This window comes from Staphylococcus americanisciuri (assembly GCF_024814435.1).
Classification (GTDB): domain Bacteria; phylum Bacillota; class Bacilli; order Staphylococcales; family Staphylococcaceae; genus Staphylococcus; species Staphylococcus americanisciuri.
Genome location: NZ_JANUXY010000001.1, coordinates 55162 through 72353, shown reverse-complemented (window position 1 = coordinate 72353; position 17192 = coordinate 55162). Strand labels below are relative to the sequence as shown.

14 protein-coding genes are annotated in these 17192 nt (G+C 37.0%); 5 read left to right on the top strand and 9 right to left on the bottom strand.

Annotated elements, in window-relative coordinates; all coding sequences use genetic code 11:
• The first annotated feature begins 13 nt into the window (after positions 1 to 13).
• From NXS11_RS00350 to serA, 3 genes are all read left to right on the top strand, one after another.
• Complete coding sequence (locus tag NXS11_RS00350; RefSeq protein ID WP_259197704.1) at positions 14 to 475, top strand: SACOL1771 family peroxiredoxin; 462 nt, start codon at positions 14 to 16, stop codon at positions 473 to 475.
• Positions 476 to 595: 120 nt separating this feature from the next.
• Complete coding sequence (locus NXS11_RS00345; RefSeq protein WP_259197703.1) at positions 596 to 1756, top strand: pyridoxal-phosphate-dependent aminotransferase family protein; 1161 nt, start codon at positions 596 to 598, stop codon at positions 1754 to 1756.
• The gene (gene serA, locus NXS11_RS00340; protein ID WP_259197700.1) at positions 1746 to 3365 is read left to right on the top strand and encodes a phosphoglycerate dehydrogenase; all 1620 of its coding nucleotides are present in this window, start codon (positions 1746 to 1748) and stop codon (positions 3363 to 3365) included. The genes NXS11_RS00345 and serA overlap by 11 nt, the downstream gene beginning before the upstream one ends.
• Before the next feature lie 42 nt (positions 3366 to 3407).
• Here the strand turns inward: serA and NXS11_RS00335 are convergent, their stop codons facing one another.
• Entirely contained in the window at positions 3408 to 4532 is a 1125-nt protein-coding gene (locus tag NXS11_RS00335; protein ID WP_259197699.1) for an HAD family hydrolase, read from the bottom strand.
• Positions 4533 to 4680: 148 nt separating this feature from the next.
• Positions 4681 to 5301 (bottom strand): lysophospholipid acyltransferase family protein, encoded by a 621-nt coding sequence (locus tag NXS11_RS00330; protein WP_259197698.1) that lies wholly within the window; start codon positions 5299 to 5301, stop codon positions 4681 to 4683.
• 151 nt (positions 5302 to 5452) lie between these two features.
• Between NXS11_RS00330 and NXS11_RS00325 the strand changes: the two genes are divergently transcribed.
• Positions 5453 to 6706 (top strand): S1C family serine protease, encoded by a 1254-nt coding sequence (locus NXS11_RS00325; protein WP_259197697.1) that lies wholly within the window; start codon positions 5453 to 5455, stop codon positions 6704 to 6706.
• Between the two features lie 500 nt (positions 6707 to 7206).
• Here the strand turns inward: NXS11_RS00325 and tyrS are convergent, their stop codons facing one another.
• Positions 7207 to 8469 carry a tyrosine--tRNA ligase gene (tyrS, locus tag NXS11_RS00320; RefSeq protein ID WP_259197696.1) on the bottom strand — a complete coding sequence of 421 codons (1263 nt, stop codon included), beginning with the start codon at positions 8467 to 8469 and terminating at the stop codon, positions 7207 to 7209.
• A gap of 348 nt (positions 8470 to 8817) precedes the next feature.
• Between tyrS and NXS11_RS00315 the strand changes: the two genes are divergently transcribed.
• Positions 8818 to 9702 carry a transglycosylase domain-containing protein gene (locus tag NXS11_RS00315; RefSeq protein WP_259197695.1) on the top strand — a complete coding sequence of 295 codons (885 nt, stop codon included), beginning with the start codon at positions 8818 to 8820 and terminating at the stop codon, positions 9700 to 9702.
• 60 nt (positions 9703 to 9762) lie between these two features.
• Here NXS11_RS00315 and NXS11_RS00310 read toward each other — a convergent pair whose 3' ends face one another.
• The 6 genes from NXS11_RS00310 to murC all read right to left on the bottom strand — a co-directional run bounded on the left by NXS11_RS00310 (position 9763) and on the right by murC (position 17171).
• Positions 9763 to 11430 carry a formate--tetrahydrofolate ligase gene (locus NXS11_RS00310; protein WP_259197693.1) on the bottom strand — a complete coding sequence of 556 codons (1668 nt, stop codon included), beginning with the start codon at positions 11428 to 11430 and terminating at the stop codon, positions 9763 to 9765.
• A gap of 173 nt (positions 11431 to 11603) precedes the next feature.
• Positions 11604 to 12593 (bottom strand): catabolite control protein A, encoded by a 990-nt coding sequence (gene ccpA, locus NXS11_RS00305; protein WP_259197692.1) that lies wholly within the window; start codon positions 12591 to 12593, stop codon positions 11604 to 11606.
• Between the two features lie 349 nt (positions 12594 to 12942).
• The gene (locus NXS11_RS00300; protein WP_259197691.1) at positions 12943 to 14034 is read right to left on the bottom strand and encodes a bifunctional 3-deoxy-7-phosphoheptulonate synthase/chorismate mutase; all 1092 of its coding nucleotides are present in this window, start codon (positions 14032 to 14034) and stop codon (positions 12943 to 12945) included.
• A gap of 204 nt (positions 14035 to 14238) precedes the next feature.
• On the bottom strand, positions 14239 to 15186 hold the full coding sequence (locus NXS11_RS00295) for a hypothetical protein (protein WP_259197689.1): 948 nt from the start codon (positions 15184 to 15186) through the stop codon (positions 14239 to 14241).
• Between the two features lie 158 nt (positions 15187 to 15344).
• The gene (locus NXS11_RS00290) at positions 15345 to 15782 is read right to left on the bottom strand and encodes a DUF948 domain-containing protein (RefSeq protein WP_373319365.1); all 438 of its coding nucleotides are present in this window, start codon (positions 15780 to 15782) and stop codon (positions 15345 to 15347) included.
• 75 nt (positions 15783 to 15857) lie between these two features.
• Complete coding sequence (gene murC, locus NXS11_RS00285) at positions 15858 to 17171, bottom strand: UDP-N-acetylmuramate--L-alanine ligase (protein ID WP_259197687.1); 1314 nt, start codon at positions 17169 to 17171, stop codon at positions 15858 to 15860.
• Positions 17172 to 17192 lie beyond the last annotated feature (21 nt).

Genomic DNA, 17192 nt, shown 5'->3' with positions numbered 1-17192 from the left:
GTGAATATCAAGAATGGTTCAACATGATTTTCCAATCACTGTGACATGGCAAGGGGGACGAGATGAAATTGGTCAATTATCTGGAGAGATAGTCAACCATAAAGTTTCTATCCCACGTGCATTAGGTGGAAAAGGTATAGGTACAAATCCTGATGAATTACTAGTCGCAGCTGCTGCAAGTTGTATGACTATTTCACTGGCTGCAACGCTTGAACGTGCACACTTAATACCTCTTCAAATAGATATGCATTCAACAGGAACAGCTTCATTTTCTGATGGGAAGTTTCGTATGGTTACCATCACACATAGACCGACAATCACCTTATCAGATGAACGTCAACTTGAAAAACTCACTCAACGTATACAACAACTCATTTCAATCGCAGACCGAAATTGTATGGTGTCAAATAGTTTGCGTGGTAATGTTGCCATTGAAATCATCCCAAATTTACGTGTACGAGCAACTGAATCCTAAGTATTTTTGGATGTGGAATAATGGAATTTTTTGAGAAAAATAATATTCCTATTCCATACCCTGTTCTTTTGTCTGAAAATTTGTTAAAATTAAAAACCTAATCATAGGAGGTTATGATAAATGTATACACACCACTCATTACTATTAACGCCAGGTCCAACACCTGTACCTTTGGCGATTCAAAATGCGATGAATTTACCCATGGTTGGGCATCGCTCAGCCGACTTTGAAGCTATCGCACAACAAGCTTTCTCAGGACTTAAAGCTACATTCGGCACACCCAATGATGTCATTATTTTAACTTCTAGCGGTACGAGTGCTTTAGAAGCAAGCATGCGTAATCTTGTAAACCCTGAAGATCATATTGTTGTCATTGTATCTGGCGCATTTGGTGCACGTTTTCAACAAATTGCTGAGAAATATGCACATCATCTGCATGTTTTCAATGTTGAATGGGGAAAAGCATTCAATACGGATGATGTCTTAGCATTTATCCAATCTTTAGACTACCCTATCAAAGCTGTTTTTACACAATATTGTGAAACTTCTACATCCGTATTACACCCTGTAGCCGAACTTGGTCATGCGCTAAAAGCCTACAATGCGTCTATCTTCTTCGTTGTTGATGGTGTTAGTTGCATTGGTGCTGTCGACGTTGATATGACACGTGATGCAATTGATGTGTTAGTTGCTGGTAGTCAAAAAGCGATGATGTTGCCACCTGGTCTCGCATTTGTAGCTTATAATGATCGTGCACGCACACGCTTTAAAGAAGTTGACAGTCCGTCTTTTTACTTAAACCTATCAAAACATCTGTCCTCTCTTGAAGCGCATACAACGCCATATACACCAAATGTACCTGCTTTTCGTGGTGTCGTTCAATACGCTAAAATGATTGAAGCTGAAGGTCTAGCACATGTGGTACAACGACATTATGTCATTCGTGATGCAGTACGACATGCTTTAAAAGCATTACAACTTGATTTGCTTGTTGCTGACGATGTTGCATCACCCACAGTCACTGCCTTTATTCCACTGGATGCTGATGAATTAGTCACAATAAAGGAACAATTAGCTAAAACGTTTAACATCTCAATTGCAGGCGGTCAAGGGCAACTTAAAGGGCACATTTTGCGCGTAGGTCATATGGGATTCATTTCTCCTTTCGACTTATTACCATTTGTCGCAGCATTGGAAGTTATATTAACAAACTATCGCAAAAAGCATTATATTGGTAAAGGAATAACAGCTTTTATGGAGGTGGTGCACCATGACTTATAAAGTACTTGTCGCAGATCCTATCTCTGAAGATGGCTTACAACAATTGTATTTAGATAATGCATTTGAGGTTGAACATCAGACGGGTCTATCAGAAAGTGAACTTATTCATACAATAAGTAATTACGACGCCTTAATTGTGCGCAGTCAAACGCAAGTGACAGGAGCAGTCTTACAAGCTGCTACAAAACTAAAAGTAGTTGCTCGAGCAGGTGTTGGCGTGGATAATATTGATATTGATGCCGCAACAAAAGAAGGAATTATTGTCATCAATGCACCTGATGGTAATACAATATCAGCAACAGAACATTCAGTAGCAATGTTGTTAAGTATGGCACGCAATATTCCACAAGCCCATGCATCTTTAACAAATGGTGAATGGGATCGCAAATCATTTCGTGGTACAGAACTCTATCAGAAAACATTAGGCGTTATTGGAACTGGGAGAATCGGCATTGGTGTCGCCAAACGTATGCAAAGCTTTGGGATGCGTATACTTGCTTTTGATCCTTATCTGACAGAAGCACAAGCTAACGAGCTTAATTTTACACGTGCATCCGTAGAAGAGATTGCTGAAGCGGCGGACTTTGTCACAGTTCACACACCATTAACTGAAAAAACACGCGGTTTGATTAATGCTGACTTCTTCAACAGAGCTAAACCCAATTTACATATTATCAACGTAGCACGTGGCGGCATCATTGATGAACAAGCATTAATTGATGCACTGAACGACGGAAAAATTGCCAGTGCTGCATTGGATGTATTTGAACATGAACCAGCAGCCAATACACCTGTCACACAACATCCAAAGATTATTGTCACACCGCATCTAGGTGCCTCAACCATTGAAGCACAAGAAAAAGTAGCGATATCGGTAGCAGGTGAAATCATTGAGATATTGAAATATCAAAAAGTCACACATGCTGTAAATGCACCAAAAGTGATATTCAATCCATCCAATGAGATACAGCCTTTTGTCGATCTTGCACATATCACAGGTGAGATTGGTATTCAGTTACTACCAAAAGCACCACGTACAATGAATATTACGTATAGTGGAGAGCTCGCATTAGATGATACAAGCCTTATGACGCGTACATTAGCTAAAGGCGTACTTCAACATGATATGGGCAGTCACGTCAATTTAATCAATGCACTCATGTTATTGAATGAACAAAATGTCACGTATACTATTGAAAAAAACAAAAATAAACAAGGATTTAGTAACTACATTGAAGTCGAATTGATTAACAAAGACGATCGTATCAAAATTGGAACGACTGTCTTGAATGGCTTTGGACCAAGAATTGTACGCATTAATGATTACGCCGTTGATTTTAAACCAGAACACTATCAATTAATTATTCGCCATACTGATCAACCGGGAATGATTGGTAAAACAGGACAAATCTTAGGCGAATGCGACATTAATATTGCTTCGATGTACGTTGGTCGTAAACAAATAGGTGGACGTGCCATGATGATTTTGTCAATTGATCATCCAATCAACGAAGCGATACAACAACAATTATTATCAATCCCAGGATTAAAAGAAGTTAAGTCTATCACATTGCAACAACTGCCCGACACCGAACTAGAATATGAATAGAAACGAAAAACAGACATTTTGGCGAATGTCTGTTTTTCGTTTCTATAATAAATGTTGTCGTACGTCTAATACATTGTTGACTAACAAATCTGCACCCTTTGCCTCGAGTTCTTCGGCTGCCTCAGTGCCTTTTAAGCCAGTTAATGTCCCAATAAATGTTGCATTAATTGTTTGTGCACTGATTAAATCTGCAAGTGAATCACCAATGATTGTTACTTCATCATGCTTCACACAATTCGTTTGATTCGTTGCGTAATCATGATACTTTGCACAATCATTACCATTATATGTTGCAATATAGCTAAATGGATTCGGCTTGCCAAGTGGTTTCAAGTCGGGATATCGCTTCTCAGCCTCAATCACTTCACTTGCTGTTACAATATGTCTATCTTCAAAATAATCCAATAAACCAAGTGACTCGAATGGAATAAGTGTCTCAACACGTGTACGCCCTGTCGCAATCGCAATCATATACCCTGCTTCTTTAAGGTCATGTAGTAAAGAACGAATACCTTCTACAGACGCTAGGACAACTTCATCATAAATGTAACCTTTTTTATAAGTCGTTTTAGCGCTTTTCTTTTCAACTTCCTCATATAAAGTCGTTCCTAAATACCACTCTTGATATAATTCTTGAGCCAACTGCCACATAGGACTATTAATATCGAACAATGCTGTGTCATCTGTTTGAAGTATGCGTGCTGCATAATCTTTCAAAGACTGATATATCTGCTCTTTTCCTTCAGTCAAGTCATTCAAAAAATCTAATGGCAAAGCATAATCAATTCCTTGATATGTAATATGTTCACGCAATGCTGACAGCGAAGTTTCTGAGAAGGTATCTTCATCCAAAAATGCTGCTTTCTCCGCTTCAGACAATGGTTCAAGCAATGCAATTAAATGCACTGCAAAAACAATGAATAACATATCCCAATTAGAATTGATACCTAGAGATTTCAATCGATGTAACACGAGATCGTTCTCAAATAGTTCCCCACGAATCGCTGCGACTTGCGAATCCGTCAATGTTGCCAATGATTCGCCTTCTTTCAAGTTAAGATATGCTTCGTCAAATAATAATTCATACACCGTTAAGGCTGACACATCAAAACATCTTGCCTCATCTAAAAATACACCATCTACATCAAATAACACTGCTTTTGTCATGGCTACCCCTCTTCCCGAACATTCAGATAACTGTATTATAGCATGGCATATAATTAAACACCACGCACACTTGATATCCCCGAATAACAATATAAACAAAAAGCGTAAACCGCACGATTGATGCTTGTTTACACTTTTATTAATCATTTTATTTTTTTGGTTGAACGTATGCATTCAATTCTTGTTGTAGTTGTTTTGTGCGCTCACTAATTTGTTGTGTGAGATATTCAACTTTTTCTTGTCGTTTCATACCTTCAGGGAAAGTTGTTGTATCAATAGGTTCTCCAAACTTGATATAAGCTTTGCCAGTTAACATGCCCAATAGTTTGGTAGGTCCCACATAAGCTGCAGGTAAAATAGGTTTTTTAGCTAGCATCGCAATTGTAGCTGCACCACGCTTCAGCGGTACTTCTTCAGTCGTACGATGGCCTGATGGAAAAATACCCACCGTTTTATTTGAGTTCAATAACTTCACTGGAATCTTCAATGTGCTTGGCCCTGGGTTTTCACGATTAACTGGAAAAGCATTTAAAGCTGATAAAAACTTACCAAATAGTTTGTTTTGAAAAAGTTCTTGTTTCGCCATAAAATGAATTTGATTTGGTAGCAACGCCACACCCAAAAGAATGATTTCGTTATAACTCTCATGGTTACATGTAACGAGATATTCATTATTCGCCGGCTGATTTTCTTTACCAATAACTTCTAAGTTCTTAAGTCGTTTGGCTACGATGAAATCCAGCACTAACCCAATCAATTTGTAAAGCATGCTGACACCTTCTTTTTTTAAATTAACTCTTTAAATTCTATCATTTTACGTTCATTTCAACAAGCAGTGTCCTTCTACATCTAGAGACCGATGGCGTGTGACTAGCAAAATCTTATTAAAAATCGCATAATAGAAAGGAAGGAGGTATTGTATGAATTCGAATAATTATAATCAGACGTCCGACAGCAATTCGGGGATAACGCATACAAATCAACAACATGTGTATCGTCAAAGTTATCAAACACCACCCCCTAAAAAGTCAGGCGTACTACGAACAATTCTTATTGCTCTTGTAGCCGGATTAATCGGTGGTTTAATAGCATTTGCTGCGGTAAGTGGCTTTTCAAAATTAACGGGTTCAGATGGTCAATCAGGTGCCAATGTAAATGTCGCAGAAAACAGCAAAGGTGGCAATCTATTAGATGGTAAATCGAAAAATTATCAATCTATTAACGAAATGATTCAAGATAAATCACCTTCAATTGTTGGTGTTATTAACGAACAAAAAGCGGAAAGCTTAGAAGATTTGCTTCGTGGTAAATCAACAACAAATGCTGAACCATCAGGTATCGGTTCTGGTGTTATTTATCAACGCACGCAAAATGAAGCATATATCGTAACCAACAATCACGTAATTGAAGGTGCATCGTCAATCAAAGTGCAGTTACATAACTCCAAACAAGTGAGTGCAAAACTTGTAGGTACAGATTCACTTACAGATATTGCTGTACTAAAAATTAAAAATCGCAATGATATTAAAGCTATTGATTTTGCAGATTCATCAAAAGTCAAAACTGGTGATAGCGTCTTTGCGATGGGGAATCCACTTGGTTTAGAGTTTGCCAATACCGTTACATCTGGTATTATTTCTGCCAGCGAGCGTACAATTGATGCAGAAACATCAGCTGGTTCAAATAAAGTAACTGTACTTCAAACAGATGCAGCGATAAACCCTGGTAACTCTGGTGGCGCACTTGTAGATATTAACGGAAATCTTGTTGGTATTAACTCGATGAAGATTTCTGCCCCACAAGTTGAAGGCATTGGTTTTGCCATTCCGAGTAATGAAGTAAAACTCGTCATTGAACAACTTGTTAAAAACGGCGAAGTAAAACGCCCATCTGTCGGCATTGGTATGTTAAACGTGTCAGATATTCCTGCCTCATATCAAAGGCAATTTAAAATAAATAGCGGTGTCTATGTTGCAGAAGTACAACGCAGTCAAATTGATTTGAAACGTGGCGACATCATCACAAAAGTAGATGATCAAGAGGTAGAAAATGATTCAGATGTACGTTCATATCTCTACAAAAATAAAAAACCAGGCGATTCTGTTACATTCACGATTATACGTGATGGACATTCCCAAAAAGTTAATGTTTCACTCGTCGAATCGCATTCATAGAACCTATAAAATGTTTAAAGGAGCTGGGACATAACTGCCTAGCTCCGTCAAAAAACCTTGATTAAATGTTTTTATACATCTAATCAAGGTTTTTAAGGATATTAGTTAAAAAATAAAGCACTTCCCGCATAATTGTTAATAACCACAAAAACAATAGACAGGAGTGCTTTATATGTATAAAGAGTGTAGCATGGCTCAACTTACTTTGCAATCGAAACAGAATTTTCTTTCCCCGAAAATGATATAGCAGTAACTATAAACAAATAAGTAACCTTCCAATAACACATCAAGTAAATAAAAAGTAGTGAAGCTACCTACCGTCATAGATTTCTTCACTACTAATCTTAGTATATTTAAAAGCGTAACTATCTCTAAAACTTTAACATGATTTCATTTTACAGACACTTGTAATTACAGGTCTACGCTTGGCGGCTCTCAATATCTTTCAAAAACCAACGTTGCATAATCGACTAACAATGCATCCCTCATAACCATCATTTTTATTGATAATTGACCATAAAATATTTTTTCTTACCACGACGAATAATTGTAAAAGCATCGTCGTACTTATCTTCTGCTGATAACGCATAAGCTAAATCAGTTTGACGTTCTCCGTTAATGTAAATAGCACCATTTTGAACATCTTCACGTGCTTGACGTTTAGATGATGAGATTTTTGTTTCAACAAGTGCCTCCACAATATTTGTTGTGTCATTAGATAATGTCACTTGTGGAACATCTTTGAATCCTGCTTTAATCTCTTTTGAAGACAATGATTTTAAATCTCCGCTGAACAATGCTGTTGAGATGCGTTGTGCTTCTTCTAATGCTTCTTGTCCATGGATAAATGCTGTTACATTTTCTGCAAGTGCTTTTTGCGCTTTACGTAAATGTGGTTCTTCCGCTACTGACACTTCAAATTCTGCAATTTGCTCTTGAGATAAGAATGTGAAGTATTTCAAAAACTTAATAACATCCTCATCACTTGTATTAATCCAGAACTGATAAAATTCGTATGGGCTTGTTTTTTCAGCATCTAACCATACCGCACCTGATTCTGACTTACCGAACTTTTTACCGTCCGCTTTTGTAACAAGTGGAATTGTAAGGCCATAAACATCATTTGTACCGTACATACGACGCATTAATTCAATACCACTTGTAATATTTCCCCATTGGTCTGAACCACCGATTTGCATTTTACAACCAAACTCACGATTTAAATGACCAAAGTCAATCGCTTGTAAAATCGTATATGTGAACTCAGTATATGAAATACCATGTTCGAGACGTGATTGAATTGAATCTTTACCTAACATGTAATTGACACCAACATGTTTACCAAAATCACGTAAAAACTCGATTAAACTGATTTGTCCGAGCCAATCTTTGTTATTCACAAGAATTGGGCCATTGTCCATATCAAAATCAAATAGCTTATGCATCTGACTTTGAATCCCTTGAACATTCTTCTCGACTTGTTCTTCTGTTTGCAACACACGTTCTTCAGATTTACCTGATGGGTCACCAATCATACCTGTTCCACCACCAACGAGTACGATTGGACGATGACCTGCCTCTTGAAAACGACGCAATGTTAAATATGGTAATAAGTGCCCAATATGTAAACTATCTGCTGTTGGATCGGCACCACAGTAAATTTTAACTTCTTCTTTATCTAATAATTCTTCAATTGCTGCTTCATCTGTTTGTTGATAAATTAGACCTCTCCACTTTAAATCTTCAAGTAATGCATTTGTCATAATACTTACCTCCTATAAAATTGAACATAAAAAAACACCGCTTACTTCATGTAAGGGCGCAAACTTTTGTGCACGGTACCACCATACTTTATACTCTTGTGATGATACGTTCATCACCATACGTTGAAACGATGAAAGAGCTGTATTCACCTATCGCCATACGTTAGTTCGCACCAACCACTAACTCTCTGTTGCTGTATACACAATCGCTACTTGGTCTCTGTTTCAATGCAATATACATTTTTCTATAATTATAGACTTTTTAAAATGGATGTCAACCCGTAGACTTGACAAAAACAAAAATTAAAATGTTGTATGCTATAATAATGACAAAACGGAGGTGGTGTTATGACAGACTCAAATCAATTGAATCGCTTTTTAATACGTTATGATGCTTTTTGTCGCCGAATCAAACATGTGTTTTTTATATGTGTTACCATATTAATCCTAGCTGCACTGCTCTTTTCAGCTATTGTAATTGGTTACTTTTCAAGTATTGTTGCTGAATCACGCACGTTGGATAATCGGACACTTATTCAAAAAGTAACTAAACTACCTGAGATGCCGACAATCACTTCTGCAGATACAGATATTATTGCGTTGTATAATGCACCGGAACCCCCACTCATCGCAGGACCAGCTGAAGTATCACCTTACATTACTTCTGCATTAATTGCTGCAGAAGATGATCAATTTTATTTACATAATGGTATCTTGCCAAAAGCCGTTATTCGTGCAATCTATCAAGATATTTTTCAACATCAATTTGCTACTGGAGGCAGTACGATTACACAACAACTTATTAAAAATCAAATTTTGTCTAATGAGCGTACATATAGTCGTAAAGCCAAAGAAATTATGTATGCGATACGAATTGAAAAATTGATGACGAAAGATGAAATTATTTTCACTTATTTAAATCGTGTGTCGTTTGGGTTAGATACAAACGGACATCATATTACCGGTATTACGTCGGCAGCATACGGTATCTTTGGTAAACCACCCAGTGAATTGAACTTAGCAGAGTCTGCTTACATAACAGGCTTACTTCAAAGCCCTTATTATTACACCCCTTTTGATGAAGCAGGAAACATACGACCGAAACAAGAATTAATGCCTTCTATTCGTAGACAACAATACATCTTAAAGCGCATGTTGATTGAAGGAATGATTACACGTCAAGAATATGAACATGCCTTATCATATGATATCATCAAACATTTCAGCACTTAAAAAGGGAAAGCATTACCACTTTGTAACGCTTTCCCTTTTATTAATATATTGCTTTTCTATCTAGAACAATCCAATAGCATGTCCGTCTTCTGTCACATCCATTTTCAGTGCAGCAGGTTGTTTTGGTAATCCAGGCATTGTCATAATTGCACCTGTTAATGCAACAACAAATCCTGCCCCTGTTTTGGCTTCAAGTTCACGAATTGTAATCTCAAAGTCTGATGGCGCACCAAGACGTGTTTGATCATCTGAAAATGAGTATTGTGTCTTAGCCATACAGATTGGATAATGATCCCAACCATTGTCTTTGAATTGTTTTAATTGTTTCTGTGCTTTTGAACTAAATGACACTTTTGAACCGCCATAGATTTCTTTAACGATTGTTTCAATCTTTTCTTCTAATGGTTGTTCTAATTCATATAAATGTTTGAAATTTTGAGGTTGTTCAACGACTTCAAGAACTTTTTGGGCTAAATCGACACCACCTGCGCCACCTTTTTCCCATACCTCTGTCAACGATAAGCGAACGTGATTGTCTTCTGCCCATTGTTGAACGGCTTCAAATTCTGCGTCAGTATCATGAATAAATGCATTTAGCGCAATCACCGGTTCGACACCAAACTTACGAATATTATTCACATGTCGTTCTAAGTTAGCGATACCCGCTTTGACTGCTGCCACATTCTCTTCTTTCAAGTTATCTTTTGCAACACCGCCATGCATCTTAAGCGCACGAATCGTTGCAACAAGCACGACTGCATCAGGTTCAAAGTCTGCTTTACGTGCCTTGATATCAATGAACTTCTCAGCACCTAAATCCGAACCAAAACCTGCCTCTGTTACGACAATATCTGCCAAGTCACGTGCTGTTTCAGTCGCAATAATAGAGTTACAGCCATGTGCAATATTCGCGAATGGACCACCATGAATTAATGCTGGTGTCCCTTCTATTGTTTGAACTAGATTAGGCTTGATTGCATCTTTCAATATCATCGCAAGTGCGCCTTCAACGCCCAAGTCTTTCACTGTGACAGGTTGACGATCACGTGTATAACCAATCGTAATTTTTGCAATACTTGCTTTCAAATCCATAATATCTGTGCTCAAGCATAAAATTGCCATAATCTCAGAAGCAACTGTTATATTAAATCCATCCTCACGTGGTACCCCTTGTGTTGGTCCACCTAATCCAACGACTACTTGACGTAATGCACGATCATTCATATCAAGTACACGCTTCCATTCAATGCGTCGTTGATCGATGCCTAAAGCATTACCTTGATGAATATGATTGTCAATAAATGCAGATAAGGCGTTGTTTGCTGTTGTTATTGCATGGAAGTCACCGTTGAAATGCAAATTAATATCTTCCATTGGTAATACTTGTGCATAACCTCCACCTGTTGCGCCGCCTTTAATACCAAAAGTAGGACCCAGTGCTGGTTCACGTAAAGCAACCATCACATTTTGTTGAATATGTTGGAATGCATCTGCTAAACCGACAGTCACCGTAGATTTTCCTTCACCAGCTGGCGTAGGGCTCATTGCTGTAACAAGTACAACTTTCCCTTTCTTGCCCTTCGTTTGAATCTTAGAAATATCAATTTTAGCCTTATAATGACCGTACTGTTCTAAAGCCTCTTCAGCAATTCCAGCTTTATCAGCAATCTCCTTAATAGGTTTTAATGTTGCTTGATTCGCAATCTCTAAATCTGATAAATGACTCACATTATTCAGCCCCTTAATTTAATCATTTGGATTGGATGTAAACGTATTATCCTGTTTATTCTACCTATTTCTTATAATAACGAACTCCTTCTGAATTGTCGAACGAAAGACGTAAGCAAACTTGAAACATCTAAAAAACAATGTAGTCCTATGACTACATTGTTCGACTCTCTTTATTTAGTTGTACCTCTATAACGAATCGTATGTGGTAGTGTTACATGTTGTTCCTTTATTTCTTCTTTATTCATATATTTTGTCAATAAACGCATACCTACTGCACCGATATCATATAATGGTTGTATCACACTAGATAATTGTGGACGAACCATTTGAACGAGACGCGTATTGTTAAAACTAACAACTTGAATATCTTCTGGTACACGTAAACCATCATCTAATGCACCGTGTACAACACCAATTGCTTGCTCATCACTAATTGATAGCACTGCATCTGGCTTGTATTTACTAATAGCTTCATAAGCACGTAAACCATCTTGATAAGTTTCATTACCCACATAAACTAAGTGCTCATCTACAGATAAACCATGTTTTTGAAGCGTATTCGTTAAACCTTTTGCCACTTCTTCTTGGGCAACCTTTGAATAGCCTCCACCAATATATGCAAACTTCTTAGCTCCTGATTCTAATAACTTTTCCGTCACTTCTTCACTTGCTTTTACGAAATCAATATTCACTGATGCAACATTAGCATCTTTACCATTCGTACCTGATACAACAACAGGTACTGAAGATTTACTAATCTGCTCTTGAATTTCGTCTGTAATTGTACCACCTAGAAAAATGATGCCATCTACTTGTTTACTTAATAGATTATTAAAAATTTCCTTTTCCTTTTTCGGATCATCATCGGAGTTTGAAATGATTGTGTGATATTTATACATTGTCGCAATATCTTCAATCCCACGCGCTAACTCTGAATAGTATATATTAGAAATATCAGGAATTACCACACCTACTGTTGTTGTACGTTTGCTTGCCAGCCCTCTTGCCACTGCATTAGGACGATAATTCAATCGCTTAATTACTTCATTCACTTTGTCACGTGTTGCCGGCTTAACATTCTGATTACCATTCACAACACGAGATACGGTTGCCATTGAAACTTTCGCTTCACGTGCAACATCATAAATTGTTACTGTCATCGTAAATTTTTACCTCCTTGAAAGCGTTACCTATATTATTTTAATCTGTTTTCATACCATTTTCAAAGTTTAACACACTTCTCGAACGGATAAAATATAAAACGCTTTCTTGTCATTTTTTTGTCAATTTTATTCATTGAAATACAAGAAAGTTTATAAATTATTGCAAAACAGTTGAAAAAGGCGCACACAAAAGTAGCACAATGAAATCTGTGCTTTTAAGACTTCATTGTGCCAAATTGAAGATGTTGAGTAGCAAGTTTATCGTATCATGGGCTTTCTCTTATCAATCAAACTAAATAAGCCCATTGTAACGATTCGCATTTTTCTTTACTGCTTAGCTCTCTTATTATTTAAGTTTTTTCTGATTATACAATTCTGCTAATGGTTTAATATCATTATAGAATGCATCGAATTCATTGAGATCCATCTGTTGTCCACTATCACTTAATGCTACAGCTGGTTCAGGGTGCACTTCAGCCATAACGCCATCTGCGCCAATTGCTAATGCAGCTTTTGCCGCTGGTAACATAATATCTTTACGTCCCGTACTGTGCGTCACATCCACCATCACTGGTAAGTGTGTTCCTTGTTTCAAAATTGGTACAGCAGAAATATCAAGTGTATTGCGTGTTGCTTTCTCATATGTTCGAATACCACGCTCACATAAAATAATATTTTGATTACCTTGAGAAGCAATATATTCCGCAGCATATACAAATTCTTCAATCGTTGCAGACAATCCACGCTTCAATAAAATAGGTTTATTTGTGCAACCTGCTTCTTTCAACAATTCAAAGTTTTGCATGTTGCGGGCACCAATTTGGAAAACATCTAAGTATGGATCCGCTAATTCAAAGTGATTTGGATGAACAATCTCGCTAACGACATTTAAGTCATATTGATCTTTAACTTGCTTTAAGATTTTCAAACCTTCTTCACCTAAACCTTGGAAATCATAAGGTGATGTTCTTGGCTTAAAAGCCCCCCCACGAATGAACTTCTCGCCTTTTGCATGCAAGTCTTTAGCAACCGCTTCAACTTGTTCATAAGATTCAACAGAACATGGTCCAAATACGAAAGACTTGTGTCCTTCTCCGATAATGCCTCCATTGTCAAAACGAACAATCGTGTCTTCAGGTTTTAACTTACGTGACACATATAAATGCTTCTCATTATCTGATTTTTGTAGATCTGTTGATGCTTTAAAAATTTCTTTAAATAGTTGTTTGATGACATTATCATTAAACGGTCCTTGGTTTTTATCAATCAACGTATTCAGCATCTCTTTCTCACGTTGGGGATCATAAATCATTGTGCTTTTCTTACGTTTTTCTTCCCCAATCTTTTGCGCCAAATGACCTCTTCTAGACAATAATTCAAGTATTTGGTCGTTGATTTCTTCTATTTCTGTTCTATATTGTTCTAACTTATTTGCCATAATTGTCACCTCAACGAAATTCTTATGTACTTTAAAGCGTTAAAAATCTTTATTGGATATTTAGTATACTAACAGGTATAAATAAGTTTTGCAACCTTTCAAAGCGATTATTTATTAAATTTTTTGAAAATTATATATGAAACAGCCATTGACGTAAAACCACACTGTCTGATTATACGTCAATGACTTACGTTAGAACAATGTTTATTTATTGCTATTGAAAGTATGCTTGTCTACTTTATTTGTTGTTTTCTTTGCAGTTTGTTGGTGATTCTTTGGTTGTCGTTTCTTAGATTGCCCTTGTTTCACTTGCGCTTTTGGGGCTGTCGTTTTTTGAGATGGTGCTTTAGCAGCAAGTTGTGTTGTTTTTTTAGACGTGCCTCTTTTTTTGGCACTTTGCTGTGTTTTTTTCTTAGGTGTTTTAGTTGCTTTTTTACGTCCTGACATCGGTTTTGTTTGACTTGGTTTGTCATGAGTAATCACACCATTGTCAAACCAAGCTTCCTGATGTGTTTGTGGGATACGTTGCTCAACTGTTGCTTCTTGAATTTTTGATTCTACTGGTTTTTGCTTTTCTACCAAGATTTCTTCAGACACTTCTTCTCGTTGCTTGTCCACTTCTAGCGCTTGTCTTATCGCTGCTAGTGATGAAACTGGTACTTCTTCTTTAGCTGAATTTTCTACTGGTGCTTCTTCCACTGAGTTATTCAACACTTGTTTGCGTGCTTTCAGCGACGATAAGTCAACTGGCTGATCTTTTGTATCACTGAAATGATATGTTGGTTTTGTTGGTGCTTCTAATTTATCGCTATCTACTTCATTTCTTATTGCGCGCAACTGTGCTTCACGCTCAGCAACAGAAGACGCCTCTTTTTTGTTAGCGTTTTGATGTAAAGCTTCTGCTTTGATTTGTTGTGCTTTAGCTTTAATTGCTTCAGCTTTACGCACTGCTTCTTGACGTATTTGTTGTGTTTGCTTTGTCACATCTGTAAGTTCATGTTTTTTTGTATAATGAATTGCTTGCGTCACAAAAGGTTTTACTGCATAACCTATAGCACTACCAATCAATGTTCCAGCAATAAAACTAAGTGCAAAGTCTAAGTTGTTTTGGTCATTAACGTGTATTTGTTGTGTTTGCTCATTTTTTTCCATTAACCCGTCCTCCTCAAATGAACTTATTACATTTCTACTCATTACTACTTTCTTATAGCATACCATCTTTAGGATTCTAAAAAAATAGGGTCATGACAAATATTATGTCAGCCCTATTTTACAGTTATTTTTCATTTGACTGTGACAAAATGCTTAAATTATTTCTTTGCTACTTGATTGCGGCGATTTTGTCTGTTTTGCCATTTGTCAGCAATTTCCATTGCCACATTTGACCATTGAACCACTTGAGAAATTTTATCTTCATTTTGTGAAATGTTGTGCGTAATTGAATGTGTCACACGATCAACTGAACCGTTTAAAGTTTGAACTGAGTCCCCGATACCTTTAACAGCATCAACCACTGAATTTAAACGATTTGTTTTGTCTTGGATATCTTCAGTTAAACGGTTCGCTTTGTGTAATAAATCTGTTGTTTCACGTGTAATACCCTGGATCTGTCCTTCTACACCATCAAGTGTTTTTGCAACATGATCTAAATTCTTTTTAACAGATACCAATACTGCGACAATCCCGATACATAAAATTAAAAACGCTATTGCAGCAATAATTCCTGCAATTGGTAAAATCCATTCCATTCGAAAACGCCTCCTAATGACATTTAATTATGCTATATATTTTATATAAATACCCTTCCTTGTCAAGGTCAAACATTAGAATACAGGTTCAATTCCTACTTCTTCCATGTACGCCTTCAATACTTTTTGAATATCACCAGCACCCATGAATAAAAGTACGGCATTCTCATGTTTCTTCAGCTGTGATACTTCAGACTCAGATATCAGTTGGCCATTGTGAACGCGTGCCAATAAATCATTAATTGAAAGCTCACCCGTATTTTCACGAATCGAACCAAAAATATCACATAAATAGGTTTGATCTGCAAGGTTAAGTACTTCTGCAAATTCTTGTAAAAATGCTTTTGTTCTCGAAAAAGTATGTGGTTGAAAAATTGCTACCACTTCTTTGTTCGAATATTTTTTTCTTGCTGTCTCAATTGTAGCACTAATCTCCCTTGGATGGTGTGCATAATCATCAACAAGCACTTGATTGTGGAAAAATGTCTCGTTAAAGCGACGTTTCACACCGCCAAATGTCTCCAAAGCATCTTTAATATTTTCGACATCCAAACCTTCTAAATAAACAATCGTTAGCACTGCTAAAGTGTTCAATACAGTATGATCGCCAAATAAAGGCGACATAAAGTGATCGTAGAATTCGCCTCTTACATAGACGTCAAATTCAGTTCCCCGATCCGTAATTTTAATGTTCTTAGCATAAACATCCATTGATTCGTCAAAGCCATAATAATATACCGGAATGTCTACTTTAATTGATTTGATATATGGATCGTCTCCCCATGCAACCAATGCTTTTTTGACATTGTTTGCCATACCTTGAAAAGCACTGATAACATCGTCCACATCGCTGAAATAATCTGGATGATCAAAATCTATATTCGTAATAATGGCATAATCTGGTGCATAACTTAAGAAATGACGACGATATTCACAAGCTTCAAAGGCAAAATATTCACTTTGCGGCAAGCCCATACCAGTTCCATCACCGATTAAAAATGATGTTTTTTTATCTCCATTCATAACATGAGATAACAGTCCTGTTGTTGATGTTTTACCATGTGCACCTGTTACAGCAACAGACGTATATTGGTTTGCTACCTCACTTAAAAAATCATGATAACGTACTACTTTAAGTCCGAGTTCGTGTGCTCGAGCGATTTCTTCATGTGTATCAGCGAAAGCATTTCCCTGTATAACGGTTAACCCCTCTTCAATATTATCAGCTGTGAAGGGTAAAATCGTAATCCCTTTGTTTTTCAATGCGATTTCCGTAAATACGTATCCTTCGATATCAGATCCTTGTACTTCATGACCTAAGTCAAATAAGATTTGAGCTAATGAACTCATACCTGATCCTTTGATACCGACAAAATGATATTTCGTCACGACACAATCGCTCCTTTCTGT